Origin of the sequence: Streptomyces sp. CB02261, from assembly GCF_001905665.1 — a bacterium.
Lineage (GTDB): Bacteria > Actinomycetota > Actinomycetes > Streptomycetales > Streptomycetaceae > Streptomyces.
Genome location: NZ_LIVX01000003.1, coordinates 440,118 through 463,674, shown reverse-complemented (window position 1 = coordinate 463,674; position 23,557 = coordinate 440,118). Strand labels below are relative to the sequence as shown.

At 69.4% G+C, this 23,557-nt stretch carries 20 protein-coding genes; 11 read left to right on the top strand and 9 right to left on the bottom strand.

Annotation, left to right across the window (positions count from 1 at the left end):
- Positions 1-4 precede the first annotated feature (4 nt).
- From AMK29_RS12295 to AMK29_RS12285, 3 genes are all read left to right on the top strand, one after another.
- Positions 5-868, top strand: a complete 864-nt coding sequence (locus AMK29_RS12295; RefSeq protein WP_073811722.1) for a GNAT family N-acetyltransferase — start codon at positions 5-7, stop codon at positions 866-868.
- A 103-nt stretch (positions 869-971) separates the two neighbouring features.
- Positions 972-1,430 (top strand): MarR family winged helix-turn-helix transcriptional regulator, encoded by a 459-nt coding sequence (locus AMK29_RS12290; RefSeq protein WP_073811720.1) that lies wholly within the window; start codon positions 972-974, stop codon positions 1,428-1,430.
- Between the two features lie 55 nt (positions 1,431-1,485).
- Positions 1,486-1,938: a GNAT family N-acetyltransferase gene (locus tag AMK29_RS12285; protein WP_073811718.1), complete on the top strand. Its 453-nt coding sequence runs from the start codon at positions 1,486-1,488 to the stop codon at positions 1,936-1,938.
- Positions 1,939-2,010: 72 nt separating this feature from the next.
- Here the strand turns inward: AMK29_RS12285 and AMK29_RS12280 are convergent, their stop codons facing one another.
- Positions 2,011-3,393 carry a serine hydrolase domain-containing protein gene (locus tag AMK29_RS12280; protein WP_073812173.1) on the bottom strand — a complete coding sequence of 461 codons (1,383 nt, stop codon included), beginning with the start codon at positions 3,391-3,393 and terminating at the stop codon, positions 2,011-2,013.
- Positions 3,394-3,450: 57 nt separating this feature from the next.
- Complete coding sequence (gene dnaB / locus AMK29_RS12275) at positions 3,451-4,932, bottom strand: replicative DNA helicase (RefSeq protein ID WP_073811717.1); 1,482 nt, start codon at positions 4,930-4,932, stop codon at positions 3,451-3,453.
- A gap of 424 nt (positions 4,933-5,356) precedes the next feature.
- Between dnaB and AMK29_RS12265 the strand changes: the two genes are divergently transcribed.
- Complete coding sequence (locus tag AMK29_RS12265) at positions 5,357-6,694, top strand: MATE family efflux transporter (RefSeq protein WP_073811715.1); 1,338 nt, start codon at positions 5,357-5,359, stop codon at positions 6,692-6,694.
- 104 nt (positions 6,695-6,798) lie between these two features.
- On the opposite strand, the gene rplI is transcribed toward AMK29_RS12265, so the two are convergent.
- The 4 genes from rplI to rpsF form a co-directional block, all read right to left on the bottom strand.
- Positions 6,799-7,245, bottom strand: a complete 447-nt coding sequence (rplI, locus tag AMK29_RS12260) for a 50S ribosomal protein L9 (RefSeq protein WP_073811712.1) — start codon at positions 7,243-7,245, stop codon at positions 6,799-6,801.
- An 18-nt stretch (positions 7,246-7,263) separates the two neighbouring features.
- A complete protein-coding gene (rpsR, locus tag AMK29_RS12255; RefSeq protein WP_005315025.1) occupies positions 7,264-7,500 on the bottom strand; it encodes a 30S ribosomal protein S18 in 237 nt (78 codons plus the stop codon).
- Between the two features lie 56 nt (positions 7,501-7,556).
- A complete protein-coding gene (locus tag AMK29_RS12250; protein ID WP_073811710.1) occupies positions 7,557-8,150 on the bottom strand; it encodes a single-stranded DNA-binding protein in 594 nt (197 codons plus the stop codon).
- A 74-nt stretch (positions 8,151-8,224) separates the two neighbouring features.
- Positions 8,225-8,515: a 30S ribosomal protein S6 gene (gene rpsF, locus AMK29_RS12245; protein ID WP_015034882.1), complete on the bottom strand. Its 291-nt coding sequence runs from the start codon at positions 8,513-8,515 to the stop codon at positions 8,225-8,227.
- A gap of 284 nt (positions 8,516-8,799) precedes the next feature.
- On the opposite strand from rpsF, the gene AMK29_RS12240 reads away from it, so the two are divergent.
- From AMK29_RS12240 to AMK29_RS12230, 3 genes are all read left to right on the top strand, one after another.
- A complete protein-coding gene (locus AMK29_RS12240) occupies positions 8,800-9,114 on the top strand; it encodes a hypothetical protein (RefSeq protein ID WP_073811707.1) in 315 nt (104 codons plus the stop codon).
- Between the two features lie 117 nt (positions 9,115-9,231).
- Positions 9,232-10,350 (top strand): lipid II:glycine glycyltransferase FemX, encoded by a 1,119-nt coding sequence (locus AMK29_RS12235; protein ID WP_073811704.1) that lies wholly within the window; start codon positions 9,232-9,234, stop codon positions 10,348-10,350.
- 82 nt (positions 10,351-10,432) lie between these two features.
- On the top strand, positions 10,433-11,464 hold the full coding sequence (locus AMK29_RS12230; RefSeq protein WP_073811701.1) for an alanine racemase: 1,032 nt from the start codon (positions 10,433-10,435) through the stop codon (positions 11,462-11,464).
- 15 nt (positions 11,465-11,479) lie between these two features.
- Here AMK29_RS12230 and AMK29_RS12225 read toward each other — a convergent pair whose 3' ends face one another.
- A complete protein-coding gene (locus AMK29_RS12225) occupies positions 11,480-12,994 on the bottom strand; it encodes a glycosyltransferase family 87 protein (RefSeq protein ID WP_073811698.1) in 1,515 nt (504 codons plus the stop codon).
- A 114-nt stretch (positions 12,995-13,108) separates the two neighbouring features.
- Positions 13,109-15,880 carry a transglycosylase domain-containing protein gene (locus tag AMK29_RS12220; RefSeq protein WP_079196845.1) on the bottom strand — a complete coding sequence of 924 codons (2,772 nt, stop codon included), beginning with the start codon at positions 15,878-15,880 and terminating at the stop codon, positions 13,109-13,111.
- 369 nt (positions 15,881-16,249) lie between these two features.
- Here AMK29_RS12220 and AMK29_RS12215 point away from each other — a divergent pair, with 369 nt between their 5' ends.
- From AMK29_RS12215 to AMK29_RS12205, 3 genes are all read left to right on the top strand, one after another.
- Complete coding sequence (locus AMK29_RS12215) at positions 16,250-16,930, top strand: PadR family transcriptional regulator (RefSeq protein WP_073811693.1); 681 nt, start codon at positions 16,250-16,252, stop codon at positions 16,928-16,930.
- A gap of 48 nt (positions 16,931-16,978) precedes the next feature.
- Entirely contained in the window at positions 16,979-18,061 is a 1,083-nt protein-coding gene (locus AMK29_RS12210) for an inositol-3-phosphate synthase (protein ID WP_073811690.1), read from the top strand.
- Between the two features lie 75 nt (positions 18,062-18,136).
- Complete coding sequence (locus AMK29_RS12205) at positions 18,137-19,396, top strand: MFS transporter (protein WP_073811687.1); 1,260 nt, start codon at positions 18,137-18,139, stop codon at positions 19,394-19,396.
- Positions 19,397-19,484: 88 nt separating this feature from the next.
- Here AMK29_RS12205 and AMK29_RS12200 read toward each other — a convergent pair whose 3' ends face one another.
- The gene (locus AMK29_RS12200; RefSeq protein ID WP_073811684.1) at positions 19,485-20,951 is read right to left on the bottom strand and encodes a CCA tRNA nucleotidyltransferase; all 1,467 of its coding nucleotides are present in this window, start codon (positions 20,949-20,951) and stop codon (positions 19,485-19,487) included.
- A gap of 225 nt (positions 20,952-21,176) precedes the next feature.
- Between AMK29_RS12200 and AMK29_RS12195 the strand changes: the two genes are divergently transcribed.
- On the top strand, positions 21,177-23,534 hold the full coding sequence (locus tag AMK29_RS12195) for a DUF6049 family protein (RefSeq protein WP_073811681.1): 2,358 nt from the start codon (positions 21,177-21,179) through the stop codon (positions 23,532-23,534).
- Positions 23,535-23,557: the final 23 nt, after the last annotated feature.

The window sequence follows — 23,557 nt, the reverse complement described above, 5'->3', positions numbered from 1 at the left end:
CAGCATGCCGATCTCCTCCTCCGCCCTCGCGCAGCTCCCCATCCGGCACCTCACCGCGGACGACCTCCCCGCCTGTGCCGACCTCGCCGAGAACCGGGGCTGGCATCGCGAGGAACACAAGTGGGGACTGCTGCTCACCGCCGGTACGGGCTACGGCATCGACGACCCTTCCGGCGCCGGGCTGATCGCCTGTTCGGTGGTCACGCCGTACGGCCCGGAGCTCGCCGCGATCGGCATGGTGCTCGTCGCCGAGCGGTACGCCCGCCGAGGAGTAGGGCGCCGGCTCATGGAACACGTCGTCGCGGACGCCGGGGAGACGCCGCTGACCCTGCACGCCACGGCGAACGGGCAGCCCCTGTACGAGCAGCTGGGCTTCACCCAGACGAGCCGGGCGGAGATGGTGCTCGGACAGTTCACCTTCACCACGCCGGCCCCGGCCGTGCCGGTGCGCCCGGCGACGGCGGAGGACCTCCAGGCGATCCTGCGCCTGGACCACGAGGTCTTCGGCCTCGACCGCACCCACATCATCACGCGACTCCCCGCGTTCGCCGACCTCCTGCGGGTCGCGGAGGAGGACGGAGAGATCACGGGCTTCGCCGCGGCCTGGCCCAACATGGACACCCATGTCGTCGGGCCGCTCATCGCCCGGGACACCGCCACGGCCCAGGCGCTGATCGCCTCCCTGGCGGCCGCCACCGACCGGCCGCTGCGCACGGACATCGACGTTCGCCACACGGCCCTGCTGAGCTGGTTCAAGGAGAACGGCGTCCACCCGATCACCTCCAACGCGGTGATGGTCCGCTCCCTCCCCGACCTCCCGGGTGACTGGCGCCGCCGCTTCGCTCCCCTGACCGTGGCCGCCGGATAGCCCCACCCAGCGGAATTACTTGCACACGCGCATTATTGCGTCGCATCGTCTACCCTGGGGCGAGAGCCACTCCGGTGCAGGAGAGACCGAGGAGAGACCGACCATGACCGCGACGGACCCCGCACTCACCGCACTCTCCCAGCGCTGGTGCGCGCTCTCCCTGCTGCACGGCAGGATCGAGGCCCACATCGAGCGCGCCCTGGAGAGCCGTCACGGTCTGAGCGTGCGGGAGTACTCGCTCCTCGACGTCCTCAGCCGCCAGCACAGCGGCCCCGGCGGTCACCTCCAGATGAAGCAGGTCGCCGACGCGGTCGTGCTCAGCCAGAGCGCCACCACCCGGCTCGTCACCCGGCTCGAGGACCGCGGGCTGCTCACCCGGTACCTCTGCGCCACCGACCGGCGCGGCATCTACACCGATGTCACCGAGGACGGTCTGAAGCTCCTCGAAGAGGCCCGTCCCACCAACGACAGCGCGCTGCGTGAGGCCCTGGACGAGGCGGCGAAGAACCCGGAGCTGGCCCCGCTGGTCCAGGTCGTCGAGGGCGTGGGCGTTCCCGCGTGACGCGGGGCCGGGAGGCGTGAGCGGATCCGCGAGCGGTCCGCGTACGCTGCGGGCCATGAGCGATCTTGAGATACGCGCCGCCACAGCGGCGGACCTCGAAGCCATCGTCGCGATGCTCGCGGACGACCCCCTGGGCGCCCAGCGCGAGTCCCCGGACGACCTCGGCCCGTACCTCACCGCCTACGAGCGCCTGGCGGGCGACCCTCACCAGCACCTCGTCGTGGCCGTCCGCGCGGGCAAGGTCGTCGGCACCCTCCAGCTGACGGTCATCCCCGGGCTCTCCCGCCGGGGGGCCACTCGCTCGATCATCGAGGGCGTCCGCGTCCACGCCGATGAGCGGGGCGGCGGCCTGGGCACACAGCTCATCGAGTGGGCCGTCGAGGAGTCCGGACGCCAGGGCTGCCGGCTCGTCCAGCTGACCTCCGACGTCACGCGCACCGACGCCCACCGTTTCTACGAGCGCCTCGGCTTCGAGGCCTCCCACGTGGGCTTCAAGAAGAGCCTCTGAGGCGGAGCGGGACGGCTGCGCGCCAGGACACAGGTCCCGGCGCGCCGTTTCACGTGAAACACCGCAGACGGCTCAGAGGCCGCGCCACCCTGCCTCGTCCACCCCACCGGGCACGACGTCCTCCGGCGCGTACGGCTCCCGGGTGAAGACGAAGGAGCCCAGATCGAGGTGACTGACGCTGCCGTCGGCACGCCTGACCGCCCGAAGCGTCTCCCCCGCGTAATAACCGTTCAGCCCGACCCACCCGCCGTCGGGGAGCGCCCGGAAGCGGGCCCGCCGCCCGGCTCCCCGCAGGGGTTCGAGCACCACTCCCCGCTCGGGGCCGAGCCGGAGCCCGTAGGCGTACGTCCCCCAGTACCAGGGCCCCGTCAGGGCGAGGAGTTCCTCGTCGACCTCGGCCTCCGGAAGCGGGCGCCACGGCTCCGGGAACCGCGGCTCCGCCTCCGCCACGATCCGCACGAGATCGGCGGCCACAAGGGCCGCCGGCGGCCCTGAGGTGACATTGGCGAGGGCGATCGCCGCGAGCCCGTCCTCCACGCTCACCCACAGGGCGGCGACGAAGCCGGGGAGGGAACCGGTGTGCCCGATCAGGGTCCGGCCGTCCTTGCGCAGCAGCTGGAGTCCCAGTCCGTAGCTCCCCTCCCAGTCCCCCTCACCGGCCGGAGCAGCCGGCGCCCTCATCTCCTCCACAGAGGTCGACGCGAGCACCCGCTCGTCACCCGCCGCCAGGAACGCGGCGAACCGGGCGAGGTCCGCCGCCGTCGACCAGAGCACCCCCGCCGGCGCCATCAGCCCCAGGGACTCGGTCGGCTCCGGCAGCATCACATCGGCCCAGGGGTGCACCGCCCAGCCGCCCGCGTGCGGGGCGACCGGCTCGACGGTCGTACGACCCATCCCCAGCGGCTCCAGGATCTCGCGCCGCAGCGCCTCCTCCCAGGACACCCCCCGCACCGCCTCGACCAGCGAGCCGAGCAGCGTGTAGCCGGGGTTGGAGTAGTGGTGGCGCCGCCCAGGGGACTGGAGGAACGGCCGCTCCCCCAGGACGTCCGAGAGCTCCGGCCGCAGCGCGGCGGGCGAACGCTCCCACCACGGACCGGGCGTCTCGGCGGCGAGCCCACCGCTGTGCCCCAGGAGTTGAGCGATCGTCACCTCACCGGCGCCGGTGCCCTTGAGGTGTCGCTCCAGCGGATCGTCAAGACCGAGGAGCCCCTCATCCCTCAGCCGCATCACCAGCACAGCGGTGAACACCTTGGTGAGGGAGCCGATCCTGAACTGCGTGTCGTCGTCCGGCGCGTGCCCGTCCACGCAGCTGCGTGAACCGCTCCAGACCAGCGCTCCGTCCCGCACCACCGCCCCCACGAAGGACGGCGCCCGTCCCTCGGACTGGGCGACCGCGACCCGATGCGACAGAGCCCGCTCGGTACCGGGCAACAAAGCTTCGAAAGATGTCGTCATGGGCCCATCCAACGCGATCACCCCGCACGACGCTCCCCGGTTTCGCGCGGCGAGGCGTCAGGTCTGGGCCATGTCCACGAAGCGGGAGTAGTGGCCCTGGAAGGCCACGGTGATGGTGGCCGTCGGGCCGTTACGGTGCTTGCCCACGATGATGTCGGCCTCGCCCGCGCGGGGGGACTCCTTCTCGTACGCGTCCTCGCGGTGGAGCAGGATCACCATGTCGGCGTCCTGCTCGATCGAGCCGGACTCACGCAGGTCGGAGACCATCGGCTTCTTGTCGGTGCGCTGTTCGGGACCACGGTTCAGCTGGGAGAGCGCGATCACGGGCAGCTCGAGCTCCTTGGCGAGGAGCTTCAGGTTTCGCGACATGTCGGAGACCTCTTGCTGACGGCTCTCCTGCCGCTTCGAGCCACCCGACTGCATGAGCTGCAGATAGTCGATGATGACGAGCTTGAGGCCGTTCCGCTGCTTCAGCCGGCGGCACTTCGCCCTGATCTCCATCATCGACAGGTTCGGGGAGTCGTCGATGTAGAGCGGGGCCTGCGAGACGTCCGGCATCCGGCGCGCGAGGCGGGTCCAGTCCTCGTCGGTCATCGTGCCGGAGCGCATGTGGTGCAGCGCGACCCGGGCCTCGGCCGAGAGCAGACGCATCGCGATCTCGTTGCGTCCCATTTCGAGCGAGAAGATGACACTGGGCAGGTTGTGCTTGATGGACGCGGCCCGGGCGAAGTCCAGGGCGAGCGTCGACTTACCCATGGCGGGACGGGCGGCGATGATGATCATCTGGCCGGGGTGCAGGCCGTTGGTGAGCGAGTCGAGGTCGCTGAAGCCGGTGGGCACGCCGGTCATCTCGCCGCTGCGGGAGCCGATCGCCTCGATCTCGTCGAGCGCCCCCTCCATGATGTCGCCGAGCGGCAGATAGTCCTCGGTGGTGCGCTGCTCGGTGACCGCGTAGATCTCGGCCTGCGCCGAGTTCACGATCTCGTCGACGTCTCCGTCGGCCGCGTATCCCATCTGCGTGATCTTGGTGCCGGCCTCCACGAGGCGGCGCAGGACGGCGCGCTCGTGGACGATCTCGGCGTAGTACGAGGCGTTGGCCGCGGTCGGGACGGACTGGACCAGGGTGTGCAGATAGGAGGCGCCGCCGACTCGGGTGATCTCGCCGCGCTTGGTGAGCTCGGCGCCGACCGTGATGGGGTCGGCCGGCTCGCCCTTCGCGTAGAGGTCGAGAATCGCGGCGTAGACGGTCTCGTGGGCGGGCTTGTAGAAGTCGTTGCCCTTGATGATCTCCACGACGTCCGCGATGGCGTCCTTGGAGAGCAGCATGCCGCCGAGGACCGACTGCTCGGCGTCGAGGTCCTGCGGGGGAACGCGCTCGAAGCCGGAGAGGCCACCGTCCCAGGGACCGTCGCCACCCCGCTCGTGCTGGTCGTCGCGCCCTCTGCCGCGGCCACGTCCTTCACCGCGCTGACGGGCGGGCAGCCGGTCGCTCGGTCCGCTGTCGGCCCAGGGGTCGTCCAAGGGCTCGGTAACGCTCACCAAGCCACCTCCTCCCGTCCGCTCCGCGGACCTCGCCTCGCCACTCTTTCCTACGCCACGGCCTTGATCAAAGAGTGGCTTCGCGACCGCTTCTGGCGCGTCGGGCGCCGGTCCACGGTAGGCCCGGGAGAGGCGTCAGCCAATCTGGTTATCCACAGGCCCTGTGGGTGAAGGCCCAGATGCTGTGGAGAACTCCCCGGAACCTGTGCACGCAGCGGGGGACAGCCATGTGGACAAACTCATAGGACACCCAAGCTCACCCATCTGACCTGGCCTTTCCTGATCCACGGGCTGTGGGGGAGAAAAACTTTTCCCACCGGACCAAGATCAGAACAAACGACCCACACCCGAAGCCTCTCCGGCTCTGCAAGTAAGGATTACTAAGCCATTGCATCTCTTACCTGTGGAAGATTAGATTGAGCCCATGACCCAGGCCCCCGCGACCTCCAAGGCCATCCGCCGACAGCATGACCGCGAGATCGTCTCCCTCGCCCTGCCGGCCTTCGGTGCTCTGGTCGCCGAGCCACTCTTCCTCATGGTCGACAGCGCCGTCGTCGGCCACCTCGGCACACCGCAACTCGCGGGTCTCGCGATCGCCGCGGCGCTGCTGACCACCGCCGTCAGCGTCTTCGTGTTCCTCGCCTATGCCACCACCGCGGCCGTCGCCCGCCGGGTCGGAGCCGGAGAGCTTCAGGCCGCCATCCGCCAGGGCATGGACGGCATCTGGCTCGCCCTCCTCCTCGGCGCCGCCGTCGTCGCGGTGACCGTGCCCGCCGCACCGTGGCTCATCGACCTCTTCGGGGCCTCCGACACCGCGGCCCCCTACGCCATCACGTACCTCCGGATCTCCAGCCTCGGGATCCCCGCGATGCTGGTGGTCCTGGCCGCCACCGGCGTCCTGCGCGGCCTCCAGGACACCCGTACACCGCTCTACGTGGCCATCGGCGGTTTCACGGCGAACGCCGTGCTCAACGTCACCCTGGTCTACGGGGCCGATCTCGGTATCGCGGGCTCCGCCTGGGGCACGGTAATCGCCCAGTGCGGCATGGCCGCCGTCTACCTCGTCGTGGTCGTCCGCGGTGCCCGCCGTCATGGTGCCTCCCTCCGGCCCGACGCGGCCGGCATCCGCGCCTCCGCTCAGGCCGGCCTCCCGCTTCTCGTCCGCACGCTGTCGCTGCGTGCGGTCCTGCTGATCGCCACAGCCGTCGCCGCCCGGCTCGGCGACGCGGAAGTCGCCGCCCACCAGATCATCCTCTCCCTGTGGAGCCTGACGGCCTTCGCCCTCGACGCGATCGCCATCGCGGGCCAGGCCATCATCGGTCGCTATCTCGGGGCAAACGACGCCGAGGGCGCCCGTCAGGTCTGCCGCCGCATGATCCAGTGGGGCGTGGTCTCCGGTGTGGTGCTCGGTGCTCTCATCATCGTCGCCCGCCCGTTGTTCATCCCGCTGTTCACCAGTGACACCGCGGTGCAGGACACCCTGCTTCCCGCGCTGCTCGTGGTCGCGATCTCCCAGCCGATCTCCGGAGTCGTCTTCGTCCTCGACGGCGTCCTGATGGGTGCGGGGGACGGACCCTATCTGGCCTGGGCCATGCTGCTGACCCTGGCCGTCTTCGCCCCGGTCGCCCTGATGATCCCGACGCTCGGCGGCGGGCTGACGGCGCTCTGGTGGGCGATGACGCTGATGATGTCGGTGCGAATGGCGACGCTCTGGCTGCGGTCCCGCTCCGGTCGTTGGATCGTCACCGGCGCCACCCGATGACCGTTCGACGCGAACCGTCGTGTTTCACGTGAAACAGCGGAAGGGCCGCACCCCGAGGGGTGCGGCCCTTCCTCACTGCTGAGCGCAGACTGCCAAGGGCAGCGTTACGCGGCGACGACCTCGACGCCGAGCTTCGCGGCAACCTCGGGGTGCAGACGCACGGACACCTGGTGCGAGCCCAGGGTCTTGATCGGCGAGCCGAGCTCGACGCGACGCTTGTCGACGTCGGGGCCACCCGCGGACTTGATCGCCGAGGCGATGTCGGCCGGGGTCACGGAGCCGAAGAGGCGGCCGGCGTCGCCGGAGCGAACGGCCAGGCGCACCTTCGTGCCCTCGAGCTTGGCCTTGATCTCGTTGGCCTGCTCGATGGTCGCGATCTCGTGGATCTTGCGGGCGCGGCGGATCTGCGCCACGTCCTTCTCGCCACCCTTGGTCCAGCGGATCGCGAAACCGCGCGGGACCAGGTAGTTGCGAGCGTAACCGTCCTTGACGTCGACGACGTCGCCGGCGGCACCGAGGCCAGACACCTCGTGGGTGAGGATGATCTTCATTTTTCGGTCACCCTTCCCTTATCGCGCGGTGGACGTGTAGGGCAGCAGCGCCATCTCACGGCTGTTCTTGACGGCCGTGGCGACGTCACGCTGGTGCTGCGTGCAGTTGCCGGTCACGCGGCGGGCACGGATCTTGCCGCGGTCGGAAATGAACTTCCGCAGCATGTTCGTGTCCTTGTAGTCCACGTACGCGGTCTTGTCCTTGCAGAACGCGCAGACCTTCTTCTTAGGCTTGCGCACAGGCGGCTTCGCCATGGTGTTTCTCCTGTGTGATCAAGAAGTGGGGGTACGAGCTGCTTCCAGGGCGTGCCCTAGAAGGGAGGCTCGTCCGAGTAGCCGCCGCCGGAGTTTCCACCCCAGCCGCCTCCGCCGCCCTGCTGGCCGCCGGAAGAGCCGGAAGTGGAGGGACCGCCGGTCGCCCACGGGTCGTCGGCGGGAGCACCGCCACCACCCTGCTGGCCACCGCCGGAGTTCCCACCCCAGCTGCCTCCGCCGCCCTGCTGGCCGCCACCGCCGCCGTAACCGCCCTGGCCGCCTCGACCGGTGGTCTTGGTGACCTTGGCCGTGGCGTTCTTGAGGCTGGGGCCGACTTCCTCGACATCCAGCTCGTAGACCGTGCGCTTGACGCCCTCACGGTCGTCGTAGGACCGCTGCTTCAGCCGGCCCTGCACGACGACGCGCATGCCTCGCTGAAGCGACTCGGCGACGTTCTCCGCCGCCTGACGCCAGACCGAGCAGGTGAGGAAGAGGCTTTCGCCGTCCTTCCACTCGTTGGTCTGACGGTCGAAGGTGCGGGGGGTGGACGCGATACGGAACTTCGCGACCGCCGCACCGGACGGGGTGAAGCGCAGCTCGGGGTCGTCGACAAGATTGCCGACGACCGTGATGACGGTCTCGCCTGCCATGGGGGAACCTCTCGGCGGGATTGCTTCTGGCTGCTTTGCTGCTACTCGGACCCGATGACCACTGAGCTAGAAGCTCAGTGGGTCTCGGGACGGAGGACCTTGGTCCGGAGGACCGACTCGTTCAGGTTGAGCTGTCGGTCGAGCTCCTTGACGACCGCAGGCTCGGCCTGCAGGTCGATGACCGAGTAGATGCCCTCGGGCTTCTTCTTGATCTCGTAGGCGAGACGACGACGGCCCCAGGTGTCGACCTTCTCGACCTTTCCGTTGCCCTCACGGACGACGGAGAGGAAGTTCTCGATCAGCGGGGAGACAGCGCGCTCCTCGAGATCGGGGTCGAGGATGACCATCACCTCGTAGTGACGCATGTGGAACCCACCTCCTTTGGACTCAGCGGCCACGGTCGTTCCGTGGCAGGAGGGTCGTGATGCGTGAACAACGGTATCCGCCACCTCTGACAGTCCCCCTCGGCGAACGAGGGACACGGTCGGGATCCAGACGGACCAGGGCAGACACCGGTGCAGACCGTACAGCGTACCCGGACATCGCCCTCCGGTTGAAATTCACTGGTGAGGGGCCGCAATCTGTACACATCGGATGTCGGCGGCGCTACGATGCGCCGCCGTCCGGCAGGCACGCCAGGAGGTGCTCCATGGCACAGGCAATGCGACCCGACCCGGGCCACTCCCTCTTCGCCACCGACGGCAAACCCCATCCGCTCCAGGACACCCTGGTCGGAGTGACCCTGGTCCTGGGCATCCTCTCCTTCGTCACCGCGCAGTTCCACGACCTGCACCTGCTGAGCTCCTGGGCGGGCCTGATCGGCATCCTGACCGGCGCCTACGGCCAGTTCATCTCCGTGACGACGCGCGAGCGCTTCGCACTGATCGTCGGACTCGGCGCGTCGGGGCTCGGCTTCTACCTCGGCATGGCCCAGGGCGGCCTCTTCGGCGGCGTCGCGGGCTGACCGGCGGCACGTCAGGGCCCACATGCCCATCCGGGGCGCTCCCCGGTCACAGTAGGCTTCGGCGCGAGAGCCGGAGCCCCTGACCGATGGGGACACACCTGCCGAGGAGCGCCCCGCATGAGCCTGACCCTGAGGACCATCAGCCGTGAGCAGCATCTGGCATTCATCCAGAGCCAGCCTTCGGCGAGCCACTGCCAGGTCCCGGCGTGGGCTGATGTGAAGACAGAATGGCGCTCGGAGAACCTCGGCTGGTTCGACAAGGACGGCCAGCTCGTCGGCGCGGGCCTGGTGCTCTACCGCCAGCTGCCGAAGATCAAGCGCTACCTCGCCTATCTGCCCGAGGGCCCGGTCATCAACTGGTACGCGCCCAACCTCGACGAGTGGCTCCAGCCGATGCTGGCGCACCTCAAGCAGCAGGGCGCCTTCTCGGTGAAGATGGGCCCGCCGGTCGTCATCCGCCGCTGGGACTCGGCCGCCATCAAGTCCGGCATCCAGGACCCCGACGTCAAGCGCCTCAAGGACGTCCAGGCCACCCACGTCGAGCCGCGTGCCTTCGAAGTGGCGGACCGGCTGCGGAAGATGGGCTGGCAGCAGGGCGAGGACGGCGGCGCCGGCTTCGGTGACGTGCAGCCCCGCTACGTCTTCCAGGTCCCGCTCGCGAACCGCTCGCTCGACGACGTCCTCAAGGGCTTCAACCAGCTGTGGCGCCGCAACATCAAGAAGGCCGAGAAGGCCGGCGTCGAGGTCGTCCAGGGCGGCTACGAGGACCTGGCCGAGTGGCAGCGGCTGTACGAGATCACGGCCGTCCGTGACCACTTCCGGCCGCGCCCGCTCTCGTACTTCCAGCGCATGTGGACCGTCCTCAACACCGAGGACCCCAACCGCATGCGGCTCTACTTCGCGCGTCACGACGGTGTGAACCTCTCCGCGGCCACGATGCTCGTCGTCGGCGGCCACGTCTGGTACTCCTACGGCGCCTCCGACAACATCGGCCGCGAGGTCCGGCCCTCGAACGCGATGCAGTGGCGGATGCTGCGCGACGCCTACGCGATGGGCGCGACGGTCTACGACCTGCGCGGCATCTCGGACTCGCTCGACGAGACCGACCACCTCTTCGGGCTCATCCAGTTCAAGGTGGGCACCGGCGGCGAGGCCGTCGAGTACGTCGGCGAGTGGGACTTCCCGCTGAACAAGCTGCTGCACAAGGCGCTCGACATCTACATGTCGCGCCGCTGACCCGTGTGGTGCCGCTGACGTTTCCGTAGTCTCGTACATACCTTTGATACACCGCTGCCATCAGAAAGGTTCCGGGCCGGCCATGGCGCTCTCCCTCTACGTCGACACCGCTCGCTGGCGCGCGCACCAGAAGAACGTCATCGACCAGTTCCCCGGTGTGATCCCGGTCTGCAAGGGCAACGGATACGGGTTCGGGCACGAGCGACTCGCCGACGAGGCGGCCCGGTTCGGGGCCGACATGCTCGCCGTGGGCACCACGTACGAGGCCGCGAGGATCAAGGACTGGTTCAGCGGCGACCTGCTGGTCCTCACCCCCTTCCGCCGGGGTGAGGAACCGGTTCCGCTGCCGGACCGGGTCATCCGCTCCGTCTCGTCCGTGGACGGCGTCCACGCCCTGGTGGGGGCCCGTGTCGTCATCGAGTGCATGAGCTCGATGAAGCGGCACGGCGTCCGCGAGGAGGAGCTCCAGCAGCTCCACGCCGCCATCGAGGACGTCCGCCTGGAGGGCTTCGCGCTCCACCTCCCCCTGGACCGCCCGGACGGCACGGACGCCGTGGAGGAGGTCATCGGCTGGATGGACCGGCTGCGGGCCGCGCGGCTGCCGCTGCACACCATGTTCGTCAGCCACCTGCGGGCCGAGGAGCAGGCCCGGCTGCAGCAGCAGTTCCCCCAGACCCGGTTCCGCGCCCGGATCGGCACCCGGCTGTGGCTGGGCGACCACGAGGCCACGGAGTACCGGGGCGCGGTCCTCGACGTGACCCGGGTCGCCAAGGGTGACCGCTTCGGCTACCGCCAGCAGAAGGCCGCGTCGGACGGCTGGCTGGTCGTCGTCGCCGGCGGCACCTCGCACGGCGTGGGTCTGGAGGCCCCCAAGGCGATGCACGGCGTCATGCCGCGCGCCAAGGGCGTCGCCCGGGCCGGTCTCGCCACCGTCAACCGGAACCTGTCGCCCTTCGTCTGGGCCGGGAAGCAGCGCTGGTTCGCCGAGCCGCCGCACATGCAGGTGTCGATCCTGTTCGTGCCCGCCGACGCCCAGGAGCCCCGGGTCGGCGACGAGCTCGTGGCGCATCTGCGCCACACCACGACGCAGTTCGACCGGATCGTCGAGCGCTGAGCCGACCGGTCCCGCTCACCCCCGGGAGGCCTGCTCCCCGGGGGTGCCCCACTCCACCCGCGGCCCGACCTCCATGGGCTGGGCCGCGTGCCGGGCCGGATGCGCGGCCCTGCCCGCCACGACGACGTCCTCCGCGCCGTCCAGGACGCCCCCTGAGGGGTCGTCGGCGCCGTCCTGCCGTACGGGGTCCTTCTCGGGCCTCAGGATGTCGCGTACGACCATCACGCACAGGTAGAGCGTGCCGAGCAGGTGCAGGACGATCGCGAACTGGTAGCCGTCCACCGGCAGTCCCTGCTTGTTGCCGCTGGTCGTGAACGCCAGGTACATCCAGACGGCCGCGAAGTACATGACCTCGCACGCCTGCCAGATCAGGAAGTCGCGCCAGCGCGGCCGGGCGAGGACGGCGAGCGGGACCAGCCACAGGACGTACTGCGGCGAGTAGACCTTGTTGGTGAGCACGAACGCGGCGACGATCAGGAACGCCAGCTGGACGAAGCGGGGCCTGCGCGGCGCCGTGAACGCCAGGTAGGTGAGACCGGCCACGGCCACCAGCATCAGCAGCAGCGCGTACAGGTTCGCCCGGTCCGGCGGGATCGAGACGCCCGTCCGCTGGCTGACCAGCAGCCAGACCGAACCGAAGTCGACGTTCCGCTGCCGGCTGAAGACGTAGAACTGCTTCCAGCCCTCGGGCGCCGGCAGCATCACCGGCAGGTTCACCACCAGCCACGCGCCGCTCGCGCCGAGCACCGCCGCCCCGTACTCACGCCACTTCCCGGCCCTCCAGCAGAGCAGCAGCAGCGGGACGAGCAGCAGGACCGGGTAGAGCTTGGACGCGGTGGCCAGGCCCAGGAGGACGCCGAAGGCCAGCGGCCGCCCGCGCGACCACATCAGGACCGCGGCCGCGGTCAGCGCGACGGCCAGTATGTCCCAGTTGATCGTGGCCGTGAGCGCGATCGAGGGCGCCAGGGCGACAAGGAGACCGTCCCAGGGGCGCAGCCGGTGCGTGCGGGCCACACAGACCGCGAGGACGGTCGCGCAGACCATCAGCAGACCGGCGTTGGCCAGCCAGTACGCCTGCTCCTGCTGCGTCGTGTCGCCTCCGCCCGGCGTCAGCCAGGCCGCGACCTCCATGAACAGACCCGTCAGGACCGGGTACTCCAGGAACGGTATGTCGCCGCCCAGCCGGTCGAAGTACGGGACCAGACCGTCCGCGAAGCCCCGCCCCGAGTAGAGGTGCGGGATGTCCGAGTAGCAGGCGTGGGTGTACTGGGAGGTCGTGCCCCGGAACCAGGCCCAGTTGTAGCAGGGCAGCTTCTGCACCATGCCGAGCGCGAACATGCCGATGGCCACGAGGGCGATCACCCGCACCGGCGTCAGCTGTCCGGTGCCGATGGCCGCCCGCCGGCCGTAGGGGCCGCCGATCAGTTCGCTGCCCGCGGCGGCCACCTTGTCCCGGTGGGTGGGGATGACCGTCTGCGCGCGGCCCTGCGACCGGTCCTGCGGCGCGCTCGTCTTCTGGAGGCTCGGCATGGGGGACATCCTGCCGTACGTCTCCGGGAAAACGGCGAGGGCCGCCGCGGCCGGCCCGTACGGAAGGTACGGAGCGGCCGCGGCGGCCCTCAGGGAGTGCCCCGGCGGGAGGGATCAGGGGATCCAGGTCCCGTCCTCGGGTTTGCCGTTGCCGTTGCCGTTGCCGTCGTCCGACGGCGAGTCGGTCGGCGTGGGTGTGCCGGTCGCGGGTGGCGTGGTGGTCGGCTGCCCGGTGTTGCCGCCCGGGTCGCCCGGCTCCTGCGTGTTGTCGTCGCAGTTCCAGCCCCAGATGTCACAGGTCGTCTTGCCCGGCTTCGGCGTCCTGGTGGTCGGCGGGGGAGTCGTCGACGGCGTGGTCGGGGGAGTCGTCGTCGGCGTCGGCGTCGTCTCGGTCGGCGTCGGCGTGGCCGTCGGGGTCGGCGTCGGGCTGGTGGCCCCACCGCCGAAGACGGGCTCGGCGTTCTCCAGCTTCTCCGGCTTGGGGAACTCGACCTTCGGGTCGCTCGCGACGGCCTCGGTCATGTAGTCGTTCCAGATCCGCGAGGGGAAGGACGAACCGTGGATCTGCGGCTGGTCACCCGTGCCGTACATCTCCTCGAACTCGCGCTTCTTCTTCGTCTCGTCGTCGCTGAAGCGGTACATGTCGATCGCGGTCGACAGCTGCGCGGTGTACCCGACGAACCAGGCCGACTTGTTGCCGTCGGTCGTACCCGTCTTGCCGGCCACGTCACGGCCCGGGATGGCGGCCTTGCGGCCGGTGCCCTTCGGGTCCTCCACGACGTCCCGGAGGACATCGGTGACGTTGCTGGCGATCGCGGGGCTGAAGGCCGTCTTGGTCTTCGCCTCGTGCTGCTTGATGACGAGGCCGTCCTTCTTCACGGTCTCCACCGAGTAGGGGTCGTTCTGCTCCCCCTGGTTGGCGAAGGTCGCGTAGGCGCCGGCCATGCGGATGGCGCTCGGGCTGGAGATGCCGAGGGAGAAGGAGGGCACCTCGCCCTGGACCAGCGATTCGGGGCGCAGGCCCGCCTTCACGGCCGCGTCGCGGACCTTGTCGATGCCGACGTCCATGCCGAGCTGCACGTACGGCGAGTTCGCCGAACGGATCATGGCCTCGCGCAGGGTCATGTTGCCGTAGCTCGCGTCGTCGTCATTGGTCTGGCGCCACTCCTTGCCCTTTTCGTCGTGCCAGATCTCGCCGTTGTACTTCCGGACCGTCAGGCCGTTCTTGCCGGAGTAGCGGCTCTTGTCCGGGTCGACGATGGTGCGCGTGGACTCGTCCTGGACGGGACCCAGCTCCCGGTCCCGGACACCGTCCTTCATCGCGGCGGCGAGCACGAAGGGCTTGAACGTCGATCCGACCTGGGCGCCGGTGTTGTCGGCGTTGCTGTTGAAGTGCTTGGTGGCGTCGACGCCGCCGTAGATCGCGACGATCTTCCCGGTGGCCGTGTCGACGGACGCGCCGCCGAACTGGACGTTGGTGTCCGTCGTGGGGCGCTTCTTCGGGTCGATGTACTCCTTCAGGATCTTCGACACCGACGCCTCGAGCGCGGTCACCTTCTTCTTGTCGAAGGTGGTGTAGATCTCGTAGCCGCCGCGCTCCAGGTCCTGCTCGGTGATACCGAACTGGGCCTTGATGTTGGCCTTGGCGGTCGTGACCAGGTATCCGATCTGACCGCTCAGGTTGGCGCTCTTCTTCGGCTTCTCCACCTTGGGGAAGGTCTGGTACTTGGCACGCTCCGCGGCGGGGAGGTGCCCGTCCTTCTCCATCTCGTCGAGGATCCACTTCCACCGCTTGGTTGCCCGCTCGGTGTTCTTCAGGGCGGTGGCCTCGGAGTCGATCTCGGGGTAGCCCGCGGGGTCGTAGTACGTCGCGCCCTTCAGCACGGCGGCGAGCAGGGCCGACTGGCTGGGGTTGAGCTTCTCGGCGTCCGTGTTGAAGTAGGCACGGGCCGCCGCCTGGACGCCGTACGCGCCGCGTCCGTAGTACGCGGTGTTCAGGTAGCCGGCCATGATCTCGGGCTTGTCGACCGTGTCACCGACCTTCATGGAGATGAAGAGTTCCTTCACCTTCCGGCTGAGGGTCTGCGACTGGTCGTCGAGCCGGTTGTTCTTCACGTACTGCTGGGTGATGGTCGAACCACCCTGGGTCTCGCCGCCCTTGGCCATGTTCCACACGGCGCGGCCGATGCCCATGGGGTCGACACCGGAGTCCGTCCAGAAGGTCTTGTTCTCCGCCGAGATCACCGCGTTCTGCATGGACTTCGGGATCTTCTCGAACGGGACCATCTGGCGGTTCGTGCCGCTGCCCGTGGCGACCATGCGGGTCTTGTCGGCCCAGTAGTAGATGTTGTTCTGCGAGGTCGCGGTCAGGGCCTCGTCGGGAACCTCGACCGACGAGTACGCGAAGGCGGCCGCGCCCATCAGGCTCGCCATGAAGAACAGGAACGTGCCCGTCACGAGCTTCCACGACGGCATCCAGCGACGCCATCCGTACTTTCCGTAGCGGGGGTAGTCGATGATCCGCTTCTTGCCCGGCGGCGTACCGCCGGCGCCCCGCCCCGGACCGCTGCCGCGGCCGCCACCGCCGCCACCGCCTCCACCGCGCCGTCCGCCGCCAGGGCCACCCGGGCCCCCGGGGCCGGTGTCGGCCCCCTTGCGGCGGCTGCCGCGCTGGGCGGCCCTGCGGGCCTCCGCCCGACCTCCGTAGGGGCGCTGCTCCTCACCATGGGAGGAGGGAGGCCCGTACGAGGCCGAAGGGGCCCCCGTACCGAAATCCTGGACCGGGGCCGACCTGCGGCCCACCGGCTGCTGGGCAGCGCGCCGTGCCGCCGCGCGACCGCCCGTCGGCGGCTGCTGCGGCGGCATTTTGCGACGATGCTCGCTCATCGAACGACTACTCCTCGGGCAGGCGCATACGCCTGGAAGCGGCAGTTGAGTTCCGGTCCCCCCGAAATGCGCACGGCCGGACCCCATCGGAGGTCCCCCCGTACCGCAGCCGGTCACCCGGAGCACTGACGCCCCACGCCCGTGCTCGGTTCCCGGTGTTCTGCATGCCGCACAGACTACGCACGGCCAAAACCCGCCTAGGACCGGACTTCACCCCAAATCAGACAAGTCGATCGCTGTGAATTGATGATGTGACGCCGGTCACGGCGGTCCCGCTTGTCGAGACACAGAGGCCGTTCTATCGTGCTGATGTATCGAGTCGATACATCAGCACGGCATAAGGCCCGCAGGCGGAAGAGGAGGCGACGAATGAGCAGACGCTCCGGCATCCTCGAGTTCGCCGTCCTCGGCCTGCTGCGCGAGGCCCCTATGCACGGGTACGAGCTGCGGAAGCGCCTCAACACCTCGCTGGGCGTCTTCCGGGCCTTCAGCTACGGGACGCTGTACCCGTGCCTCAAGACGCTGGTCGCCAGCGGCTGGTTGATCGAGGAACCGGGCAGCGCCCCCGAGGAGGCCCTCGCCGCTTCACTCGCGGGACGCCGAGCGAAGATCGTCTACCGGCTGACACCCGAGGGCAAGGAGCACTTCGAGGAGCTCCTCTCCCACACGGGCCCGGACGCCTGGGAGGACGAGCATTTCGCCGCACGCTTCGCCTTCTTCGGGCAGACCGAGCGCGAGGTGCGGATGCGCGTCCTCGAAGGGCGCCGCAGCCGGCTGGAGGAGCGCCTGGAGAAGATGCGCGCCTCTCTGGCCCGGACCCGCGAGCGCCTCGACGACTACACACTTGAGCTGCAGCGCCACGGTATGGAGTCCGTGGAGCGCGAAGTGCGCTGGCTGAACGAGCTCATCGAGAGCGAGCGGGCAGGGCGGGATCAGCGATCCGGCTCCGACGCCCCCGCTCTGCACGACAACGATTCTGGAGAAACGGGCGGCCTGCCCCGGCACGGGGGCAGTACCCGGCCGGATCCGTCCGACGACACCACCAAGTGAAACCCTGCGCACAGCAGGGCTTCCACGATCACACAGGGAGCAACCGGAATGGGTTCGGTTCGCGTAGCCATCGTCGGCGTAGGCAACTGCGCCGCCTCGCTGGTTCAGGGCGTCGAGTACTACAAGGACGCCGACCCGGCGGCCAAGGTGCCCGGCCTCATGCACGTCCAGTTCGGCGACTACCACGTCGGTGACGTCGAGTTCGTCGCCGCCTTCGACGTCGACGCGAAGAAGGTCGGCCTCGACCTCTCGGACGCCATCGGCGCCAGCGAGAACAACACCATCAAGATCTGCGACGTCCCGAACAGGGGCGTCACGGTCCAGCGCGGTCACACGCTCGACGGTCTCGGCAAGTACTACCGCCTGACCATCGAGGAGTCCGACGAGGCGCCGGTCGACGTCGTCCAGATCCTCAAGGACCGCCAGGTCGACGTTCTCGTCTGCTACCTGCCGGTGGGTTCCGAGGAGGCCGCGAAGTTCTACGCCCAGTGCGCCATCGACGCCAAGGTCGCCTTCGTCAACGCCCTTCCGGTCTTCATCGCCGGCACCAAGGAGTGGGCTGACAAGTTCACCGAGGCGGGCGTCCCGATCGTCGGCGACGACATCAAGTCGCAGGTCGGCGCGACCATCACGCACCGCGTGATGGCGAAGCTGTTCGAGGACCGTGGTGTCCGTCTTGAGCGCACGATGCAGCTCAATGTCGGCGGCAACATGGACTTCAAGAACATGCTGGAGCGCGACCGCCTGGAGTCCAAGAAGATCTCCAAGACCCAGGCCGTCACCTCGCAGATCCCCGACCGCGAGCTGGGCGAGAAGAACGTCCACATCGGTCCGTCGGACTACGTGGCGTGGCTGGACGACCGCAAGTGGGCGTACGTCCGCCTCGAGGGCCGCGCCTTCGGTGACGTCCCGCTGAACCTGGAGTACAAGCTCGAGGTGTGGGACTCCCCGAACTCGGCGGGTGTCATCATCGACGCCCTGCGCGCCGCGAAGATCGCCAAGGACCGCGGCATCGGCGGCCCGATCCTCTCCGCGTCGTCGTACTTCATGAAGTCCCCGCCGGTGCAGTACTTCGACGACGAGGCCTTCGCCAACGTCGAGAAGTTCATCAAGGGTGAGGTCGAGCGCTAAGCTCCGCCCGCTTGACGATCGAGGGTCCCCGAGGCGCAGCCCCGGGGACCCTCTTCGTATGTGAGTCTTGCTGCCATGTCCGTCGTACGTGATCTGCGCGTACTCCTGCGCCTGACGAACTTCCGCCGGCTGCTCAGCGTCCGGCTGCTCTCGCAGTGCGCCGACGGCGTCTTCCAGGTGGCCCTGGCCACCTACGTCGTCTTCTCCCCCGAGAAACAGACCTCCCCGACGGCGATCGCCTCCGCGATGGCGATCCTGCTGCTCCCGTACTCGCTCGTCGGGCCCTTCGCCGGCGTGCTCCTCGACCGCTGGCAGCGGCGCCAGGTCTTCCTCTACGGCAACCTTCTGCGCGCCCTGCTCGCCAGCGGGACCGCTGTTCTCATCCTCGCCTCCGTCCCCGACTGGCTCTTCTACGCCTCCGCGCTCTGCGTCACGGCCGTCAACCGGTTCGTCCTCGCCGGCCTCTCGGCCTCGCTCCCGCGCGTGGTCGACGCCGAACGGCTGGTGGTGGCGAACTCGCTCTCTCCCACCGCGGGCACCCTCGCCGCCACCGTGGGCGGCGGACTCGCGTTCGGCATCCAGCTGATCGCCTCCCGGTCCGACGCTGTCGTGGTGGCCTTCGGCGCCGCCCTCTACCTCTGCGCCGCCCTCGCCTCCTTGCGGATGTCCCGTGAGCTCCTCGGGCCCGACCCGGTCCTCGTGCAGCAGCGGTTCACCGCAGAACTGGCCTCGACGGCCAGGGGCCTGACCGAGGGATTGCGTCACCTCGCCGAGCGACGGCCGGCCGCCCGCGCGCTCACCGCGGTGGGCCTCATGCGCTTCTGTTACGGCGCCCTGCTGGTCAGCGTGCTCATGCTCTGCCGTTACGCGTGGAGTGCCACGGAGTCCGAAGGGCTCGGGCTGCTCGGTCTCGCCGTGGGCATCTCGGGCGCGGGTTTCTTCGCGGCCGCCGTTCTCTCGCCGTGGGCGGTGGGACGGCTCGGGCCCTTCGGCTGGATGACGGTCTGTGCGGCGACGGCCGCCGTGCTCGAACCGGTGCTGGCGCTGACCTTCGCCCCGGGCCCGTTCCTCGTCGCCGCCTTCGTCCTCGGGCTCATCACCCAGGGGTCCAAGATCGCGACGGACACGGTCGTGCAGACCTCCGTGGACGACTCGTACCGGGGCCGGGTCTTCGCGCTGTACGACGTGCTCTTCAACGTCGCCTTCGTGGCTGCGGCGGGGGTCGCGGCGCTGATGCTGCCGCCCGACGGCCGCTCGCCTCTGCTGGTCGTGCTGGTGGCCGTGATCTATGCGGTGATCGCGCTCGTGCTGCGACGGGAACGCCGCGAGGGGTGATGTTTCACGTGAAACACCACCCCTCGCGAGTGCCACCGGGGCGACGACGTTTCACGTGAAACATCGCCACACCCGGGCGCGGCTCGGCTCAGCCCCGCGCGTCCCACCACTCCTTGAGCGCGGCGACCGCCCGCTCGTGCTCCATCGGCCCGTTCTCCAGACGGAGCTCCAGCAGGAACTTGTACGCCTGGCCGATCGCGGGGCCGGGGCCGATGCCCAGGATCTCCTGGATCTGGTTGCCGTCGAGGTCGGGGCGGATCGCGTCCAGCTCCTCCTGCTCCTGGAGCTGGGCGATGCGGTCCTCCAGGCCGTCGTAGGCACGGGAGAGCGCGCCCGCCTTCCGCTTGTTGCGGGTGGTGCAGTCCGAGCGGGTCAGCTTGTGCAGACGCGAGAGCATCGGTCCGGCGTCACGGACGTAGCGGCGGACGGCCGAGTCGGTCCACTCACCGGTCCCGTAGCCGTGGAAGCGAAGGTGCAACTCCACGAGGCGCGAGACGTCCTTGATCATCTCGTTGGAGTACTTGAGCGCGGTCATGCGCTTCTTGGTCATCTTCGCGCCGACCACCTCGTGGTGGTGGAAGGAGACCCGGCCGTCCTTCTCGAAGCGACGGGTGCGCGGCTTGCCGATGTCATGGAGCAGGGCCGCGAGGCGCAGCACCAGGTCCGGGCCGTCCTCCTCCAGGTCGATCGCCTGGTCGAGCACGGTCAGGGAGTGCTCGTAGACGTCCTTGTGGCGATGGTGCTCGTCGCTCTCCAGGCGCAGCGCGGGCAGCTCCGGGAGCACGTGGTCGGCGAGCCCGGTGTCCACGAGGAGCCCGAGGCCCTTCCGGGGGTGGGCCGAGAGCAGCAGCTTGTTGAGCTCGTCACGGACGCGTTCGGCGGAGACGATCTCGATCCTGCCGGACATCTCCGTCATCGCCGTGACGACCTCGGGGGCGACCTCGAAGTCCAGCTGAGCGGCGAAGCGCGCGGCCCGCATCATGCGCAGCGGGTCGTCCGAGAACGACTCCTCCGGCGTACCCGGTGTGCGCAGCACCCGGGCGGCGAGATCCTCAAGGCCGCCGTACGGGTCGATGAACTCCTTCTCGGGAAGGGCCACGGCCATGGCGTTGACGGTGAAGTCACGCCGGACGAGATCGTCCTCGATGGAGTCGCCGTAGGAGACCTCGGGCTTGCGGGACGTCCGGTCGTACGCCTCCGAGCGGTACGTGGTGACCTCGATCTCAAAACGCTGAACCGTGTCTCCGACGCGGGCGTCCTTCTGACAACCGACCGTCCCGAAGGCGATACCGACCTCCCATACGGCGTCGGCCCAGGGACGGACGATCTTCAGAACGTCCTCGGGGCGGGCGTCCGTGGTGAAGTCCAGGTCGTTGCCGAGCCGGCCGAGCAAGGCGTCCCGTACCGAGCCGCCGACCAGCGCGAGGCTGAACCCGGCCTCCTGGAAACGGCGGGCGAGGTCGTCGGCGGCAGGGGACACACGCAGCAGTTCACTGACCGCGCGGCGTTGCACCTGGCTCAGTGCAGTCGGGGTGTCTTCGTTGGCGTTCGGCACAACAGAAAAGGGTACGTGCCCCGGCTCGCGGCGACGTCCCTGTTTTTCCCGAGCTCCGGGCGCCCCGAGGCCCCGGCCGACGCCCCGACCGGAGCTCGGAAGAAGATCGGCTGGAGCAGTCCCCGGCACTTGCTCCCAGCGTGCCTCGTTACCATGCCTGGACACAGCAACCGGGAACCACCTACACCACAGGCACCACAGACAACGACGAGGACGGGCGAGCGCGTGGCCGAGGCGGCAGACATCCAGGGAACCGGTCCCTCACCTGCCCGCCGATGGCTGCGGCGCACGATCACCATCGCCGTCGGGGCGCCGCTCCTCGCCGGACTGCTCCAGGCTCCGGCGGCGACCTCTCCGGCATCCGCCGCCGAGGAGGCCACCGGCTCGAAGACCGTCGATGTGTCCCTCGACACGCTGGCGCCCAGCGCCCCCGTCGAGGGCGACACCGTCACGGTCACCGGAACGGTCACCAACCGGAGCAAGAAGACCGTCACCGACGCGACCGTGGACCTGCGCGTGGGGCCGCGGATGACGAGCCGCAGCGAGATCGAGCAGGTGACGGGACGCACCGGCTACCGGCGCGACAGCGACCCGGATCCCGTCGAAGACGCACCCACCGTCGCCATCCCCCGGTTGGGCGCCGGCCTGAGCGCGGACTTCTCGCTCTCGGTGCCGGTCTCCGAGCTCGGGCTCGACGAGGCGGGCGTCTACCAGCTGGGCGTCTCCCTCACCGGGCAGACCTCGGACCAGCGCTACGACCGGGTGCTCGGCATCGAGCGGACCTTCGTGCCGTACCAGCCCGAGGCCGCCGAGAAGAAGACCCAGCTCACCTATCTGTGGCCGCTGATCTCCTCGGCTCATGTCTCGGCGGAGACCGCGACGGACGACCAGCAGACCCCGGTCTTCGAGGACGACGCCCTGGCGACCGAGCTGAAGCCGGGCGGACGGCTCGACCAGCTCGTCTCGCTCGGCAAGGACCTCCCGGTCACCTGGGTGCTGGATCCGGACCTGCTGGCCTCCGTCGACTCCATGGCGAACGGCTACCGCGTCAAGGACGGCGCCCTGCACGTCCCCGGCAAGAACCAGGCCGTCGCCGAGCGCTGGCTGAACGAGCTGGAGAAGGCGGTGCAGGGCCGCAAGGTCGTCGCGCTGCCCTTCGCGGACCCCGACCTCGCCTCCCTCGCCCACCGCGGCAAGGACGTCCCCGGCTCGCTGGGCCACCTCCAGTCGGCGACCGCCCTCGCCCGGGGGACGGTGGAGACCATCCTCCACGTCCAGCCCTCCACCGACTTCGCCTGGCCCGCCGACGGGGCCGTCGACCCCTCGATCGTGGCGGTGGCGACCTCGGCCGGCGCCGACAAGGTGATCGCCCGCAGCGACAGCGTCCGCGACGACCTCTCGTACACCCCCACCGCCGCCCGCCCCCTCGGCAGCGGCAGCACGACGGCCGTGGTCAGCGACGCGCTCCTGTCCACCGCCTTCGAGGGGGACATGGTCCGGGCGGAGAAGTCCACGCTCGCGGTCCAGGAGTTCCTCGCCCAGTCCCTCGCGATCACGCTGGAACAGCCCGAGAAGCGGCGCAGCATCGTGGTCGCCCCGCAGCGGGTGCCCACCGTCTCCCAGGCGCAGGCCATGGCGACCGCCCTCCACGGCCTCTCCGCCCGCCGCTGGAGCGAGCCGGTCGACCTCCTGGCGGCCGCGGCGGCCAAGCCCGACCCGGACGCCTCCACCGCGGTGCCCGGCAGCTCCCGGTACCCGAAGAAGCTCCGCGACCGTGAGCTGCCCGTACAGGCCTTCCGGGACATGAAGACGACCCGCGACGAGCTGAACGACTTCAAGGTCGTCCTGACCCTCCCGTACCGCGTCGTGACCCCCTTCGGCAACGCGATCAACCGCGAGATGTCGACCTCGTGGCGCGGCCAGGCACGATCGGCCGCGATCTACCGCAGCAACGTCCTGGACTACCTGCAGACGCTCACCAAGGGCGTCCAGCTGGTGGACAAGTCGGATCTCACCCTGTCCGGCCGCAGCGCGACGATCCCCGTGACCGTCCAGAACCAGTTGCTGCAGGACGTGCACCTGGTGCTGCGGCTCACCTCCGCCAACAAGAACCGCCTGAAGCTCGACGGCGGCGACCGGCTCGCCGAACTGCCCGTGAAGATCAACGGCGGGCACAGCCAGTCGGTGAAGTTCCCCGTCTCGGCGAACGTCAACGGCCAGGTCGCGATGACGGCCCAGCTCTACACCGACGACGGCACCCCGTACGGCCAGCCGATGACCTTCAACGTGAAGGTCTCCGAGATCACCGCCACGGTGATGCTCGTGATCGCCGGCGGAGTGCTCCTCCTCGTCCTGGCGGGCGTACGGATGTACAGCCAGCGCAAGCGCCTCGCCGCGCGGATCGCCGAGGCCGAGGAGGCGGAGCCGGACATGGAGCCGGAGGAGGCACGGACGGAGCCGGAGACGGAGGCGCGGCCCACGGACGCCGCCGGGGAGGAACCCGAGCAGCCGAGTGACCCGACACCGGACACCGGGCCCGAAAGCGCCGACCCGTCCGGCACGGGTGAGAAAGTGGACCGTTGAGCGATGTCGTGGCCGGTCGGCCG

What these genes read in the sequence shown, in the direction of transcription:
- AMK29_RS12215 (WP_073811693.1), top strand. Translation starts at nt 16,250, where the DNA reads ATGAGCAGACGCTCCGGCATCCTCGAGTTCGCCGTCCTCGGCCTGCTG.
- AMK29_RS12290 (WP_073811720.1), top strand. Translation starts at nt 972, where the DNA reads ATGACCGCGACGGACCCCGCACTCACCGCACTCTCCCAGCGCTGGTGC.
- AMK29_RS12225 (WP_073811698.1), bottom strand. Translation starts at nt 12,994, where the DNA reads ATGCCGAGCCTCCAGAAGACGAGCGCGCCGCAGGACCGGTCGCAGGGC.
- rpsF (WP_015034882.1), bottom strand. Translation starts at nt 8,515, where the DNA reads ATGCGTCACTACGAGGTGATGGTCATCCTCGACCCCGATCTCGAGGAG.
- AMK29_RS12250 (WP_073811710.1), bottom strand. Translation starts at nt 8,150, where the DNA reads ATGGCAGGCGAGACCGTCATCACGGTCGTCGGCAATCTTGTCGACGAC.
- rplI (WP_073811712.1), bottom strand. Translation starts at nt 7,245, where the DNA reads ATGAAGATCATCCTCACCCACGAGGTGTCTGGCCTCGGTGCCGCCGGC.
- AMK29_RS12285 (WP_073811718.1), top strand. Translation starts at nt 1,486, where the DNA reads ATGAGCGATCTTGAGATACGCGCCGCCACAGCGGCGGACCTCGAAGCC.
- AMK29_RS12280 (WP_073812173.1), bottom strand. Translation starts at nt 3,393, where the DNA reads ATGACGACATCTTTCGAAGCTTTGTTGCCCGGTACCGAGCGGGCTCTG.
- AMK29_RS12210 (WP_073811690.1), top strand. Translation starts at nt 16,979, where the DNA reads ATGGGTTCGGTTCGCGTAGCCATCGTCGGCGTAGGCAACTGCGCCGCC.
- AMK29_RS12205 (WP_073811687.1), top strand. Translation starts at nt 18,137, where the DNA reads ATGTCCGTCGTACGTGATCTGCGCGTACTCCTGCGCCTGACGAACTTC.
- AMK29_RS12220 (WP_079196845.1), bottom strand. Translation starts at nt 15,880, where the DNA reads ATGAGCGAGCATCGTCGCAAAATGCCGCCGCAGCAGCCGCCGACGGGC.
- AMK29_RS12230 (WP_073811701.1), top strand. Translation starts at nt 10,433, where the DNA reads ATGGCGCTCTCCCTCTACGTCGACACCGCTCGCTGGCGCGCGCACCAG.
- rpsR (WP_005315025.1), bottom strand. Translation starts at nt 7,500, where the DNA reads ATGGCGAAGCCGCCTGTGCGCAAGCCTAAGAAGAAGGTCTGCGCGTTC.
- AMK29_RS12265 (WP_073811715.1), top strand. Translation starts at nt 5,357, where the DNA reads ATGACCCAGGCCCCCGCGACCTCCAAGGCCATCCGCCGACAGCATGAC.
- AMK29_RS12240 (WP_073811707.1), top strand. Translation starts at nt 8,800, where the DNA reads ATGGCACAGGCAATGCGACCCGACCCGGGCCACTCCCTCTTCGCCACC.
- AMK29_RS12295 (WP_073811722.1), top strand. Translation starts at nt 5, where the DNA reads ATGCCGATCTCCTCCTCCGCCCTCGCGCAGCTCCCCATCCGGCACCTC.
- AMK29_RS12235 (WP_073811704.1), top strand. Translation starts at nt 9,232, where the DNA reads ATGAGCCTGACCCTGAGGACCATCAGCCGTGAGCAGCATCTGGCATTC.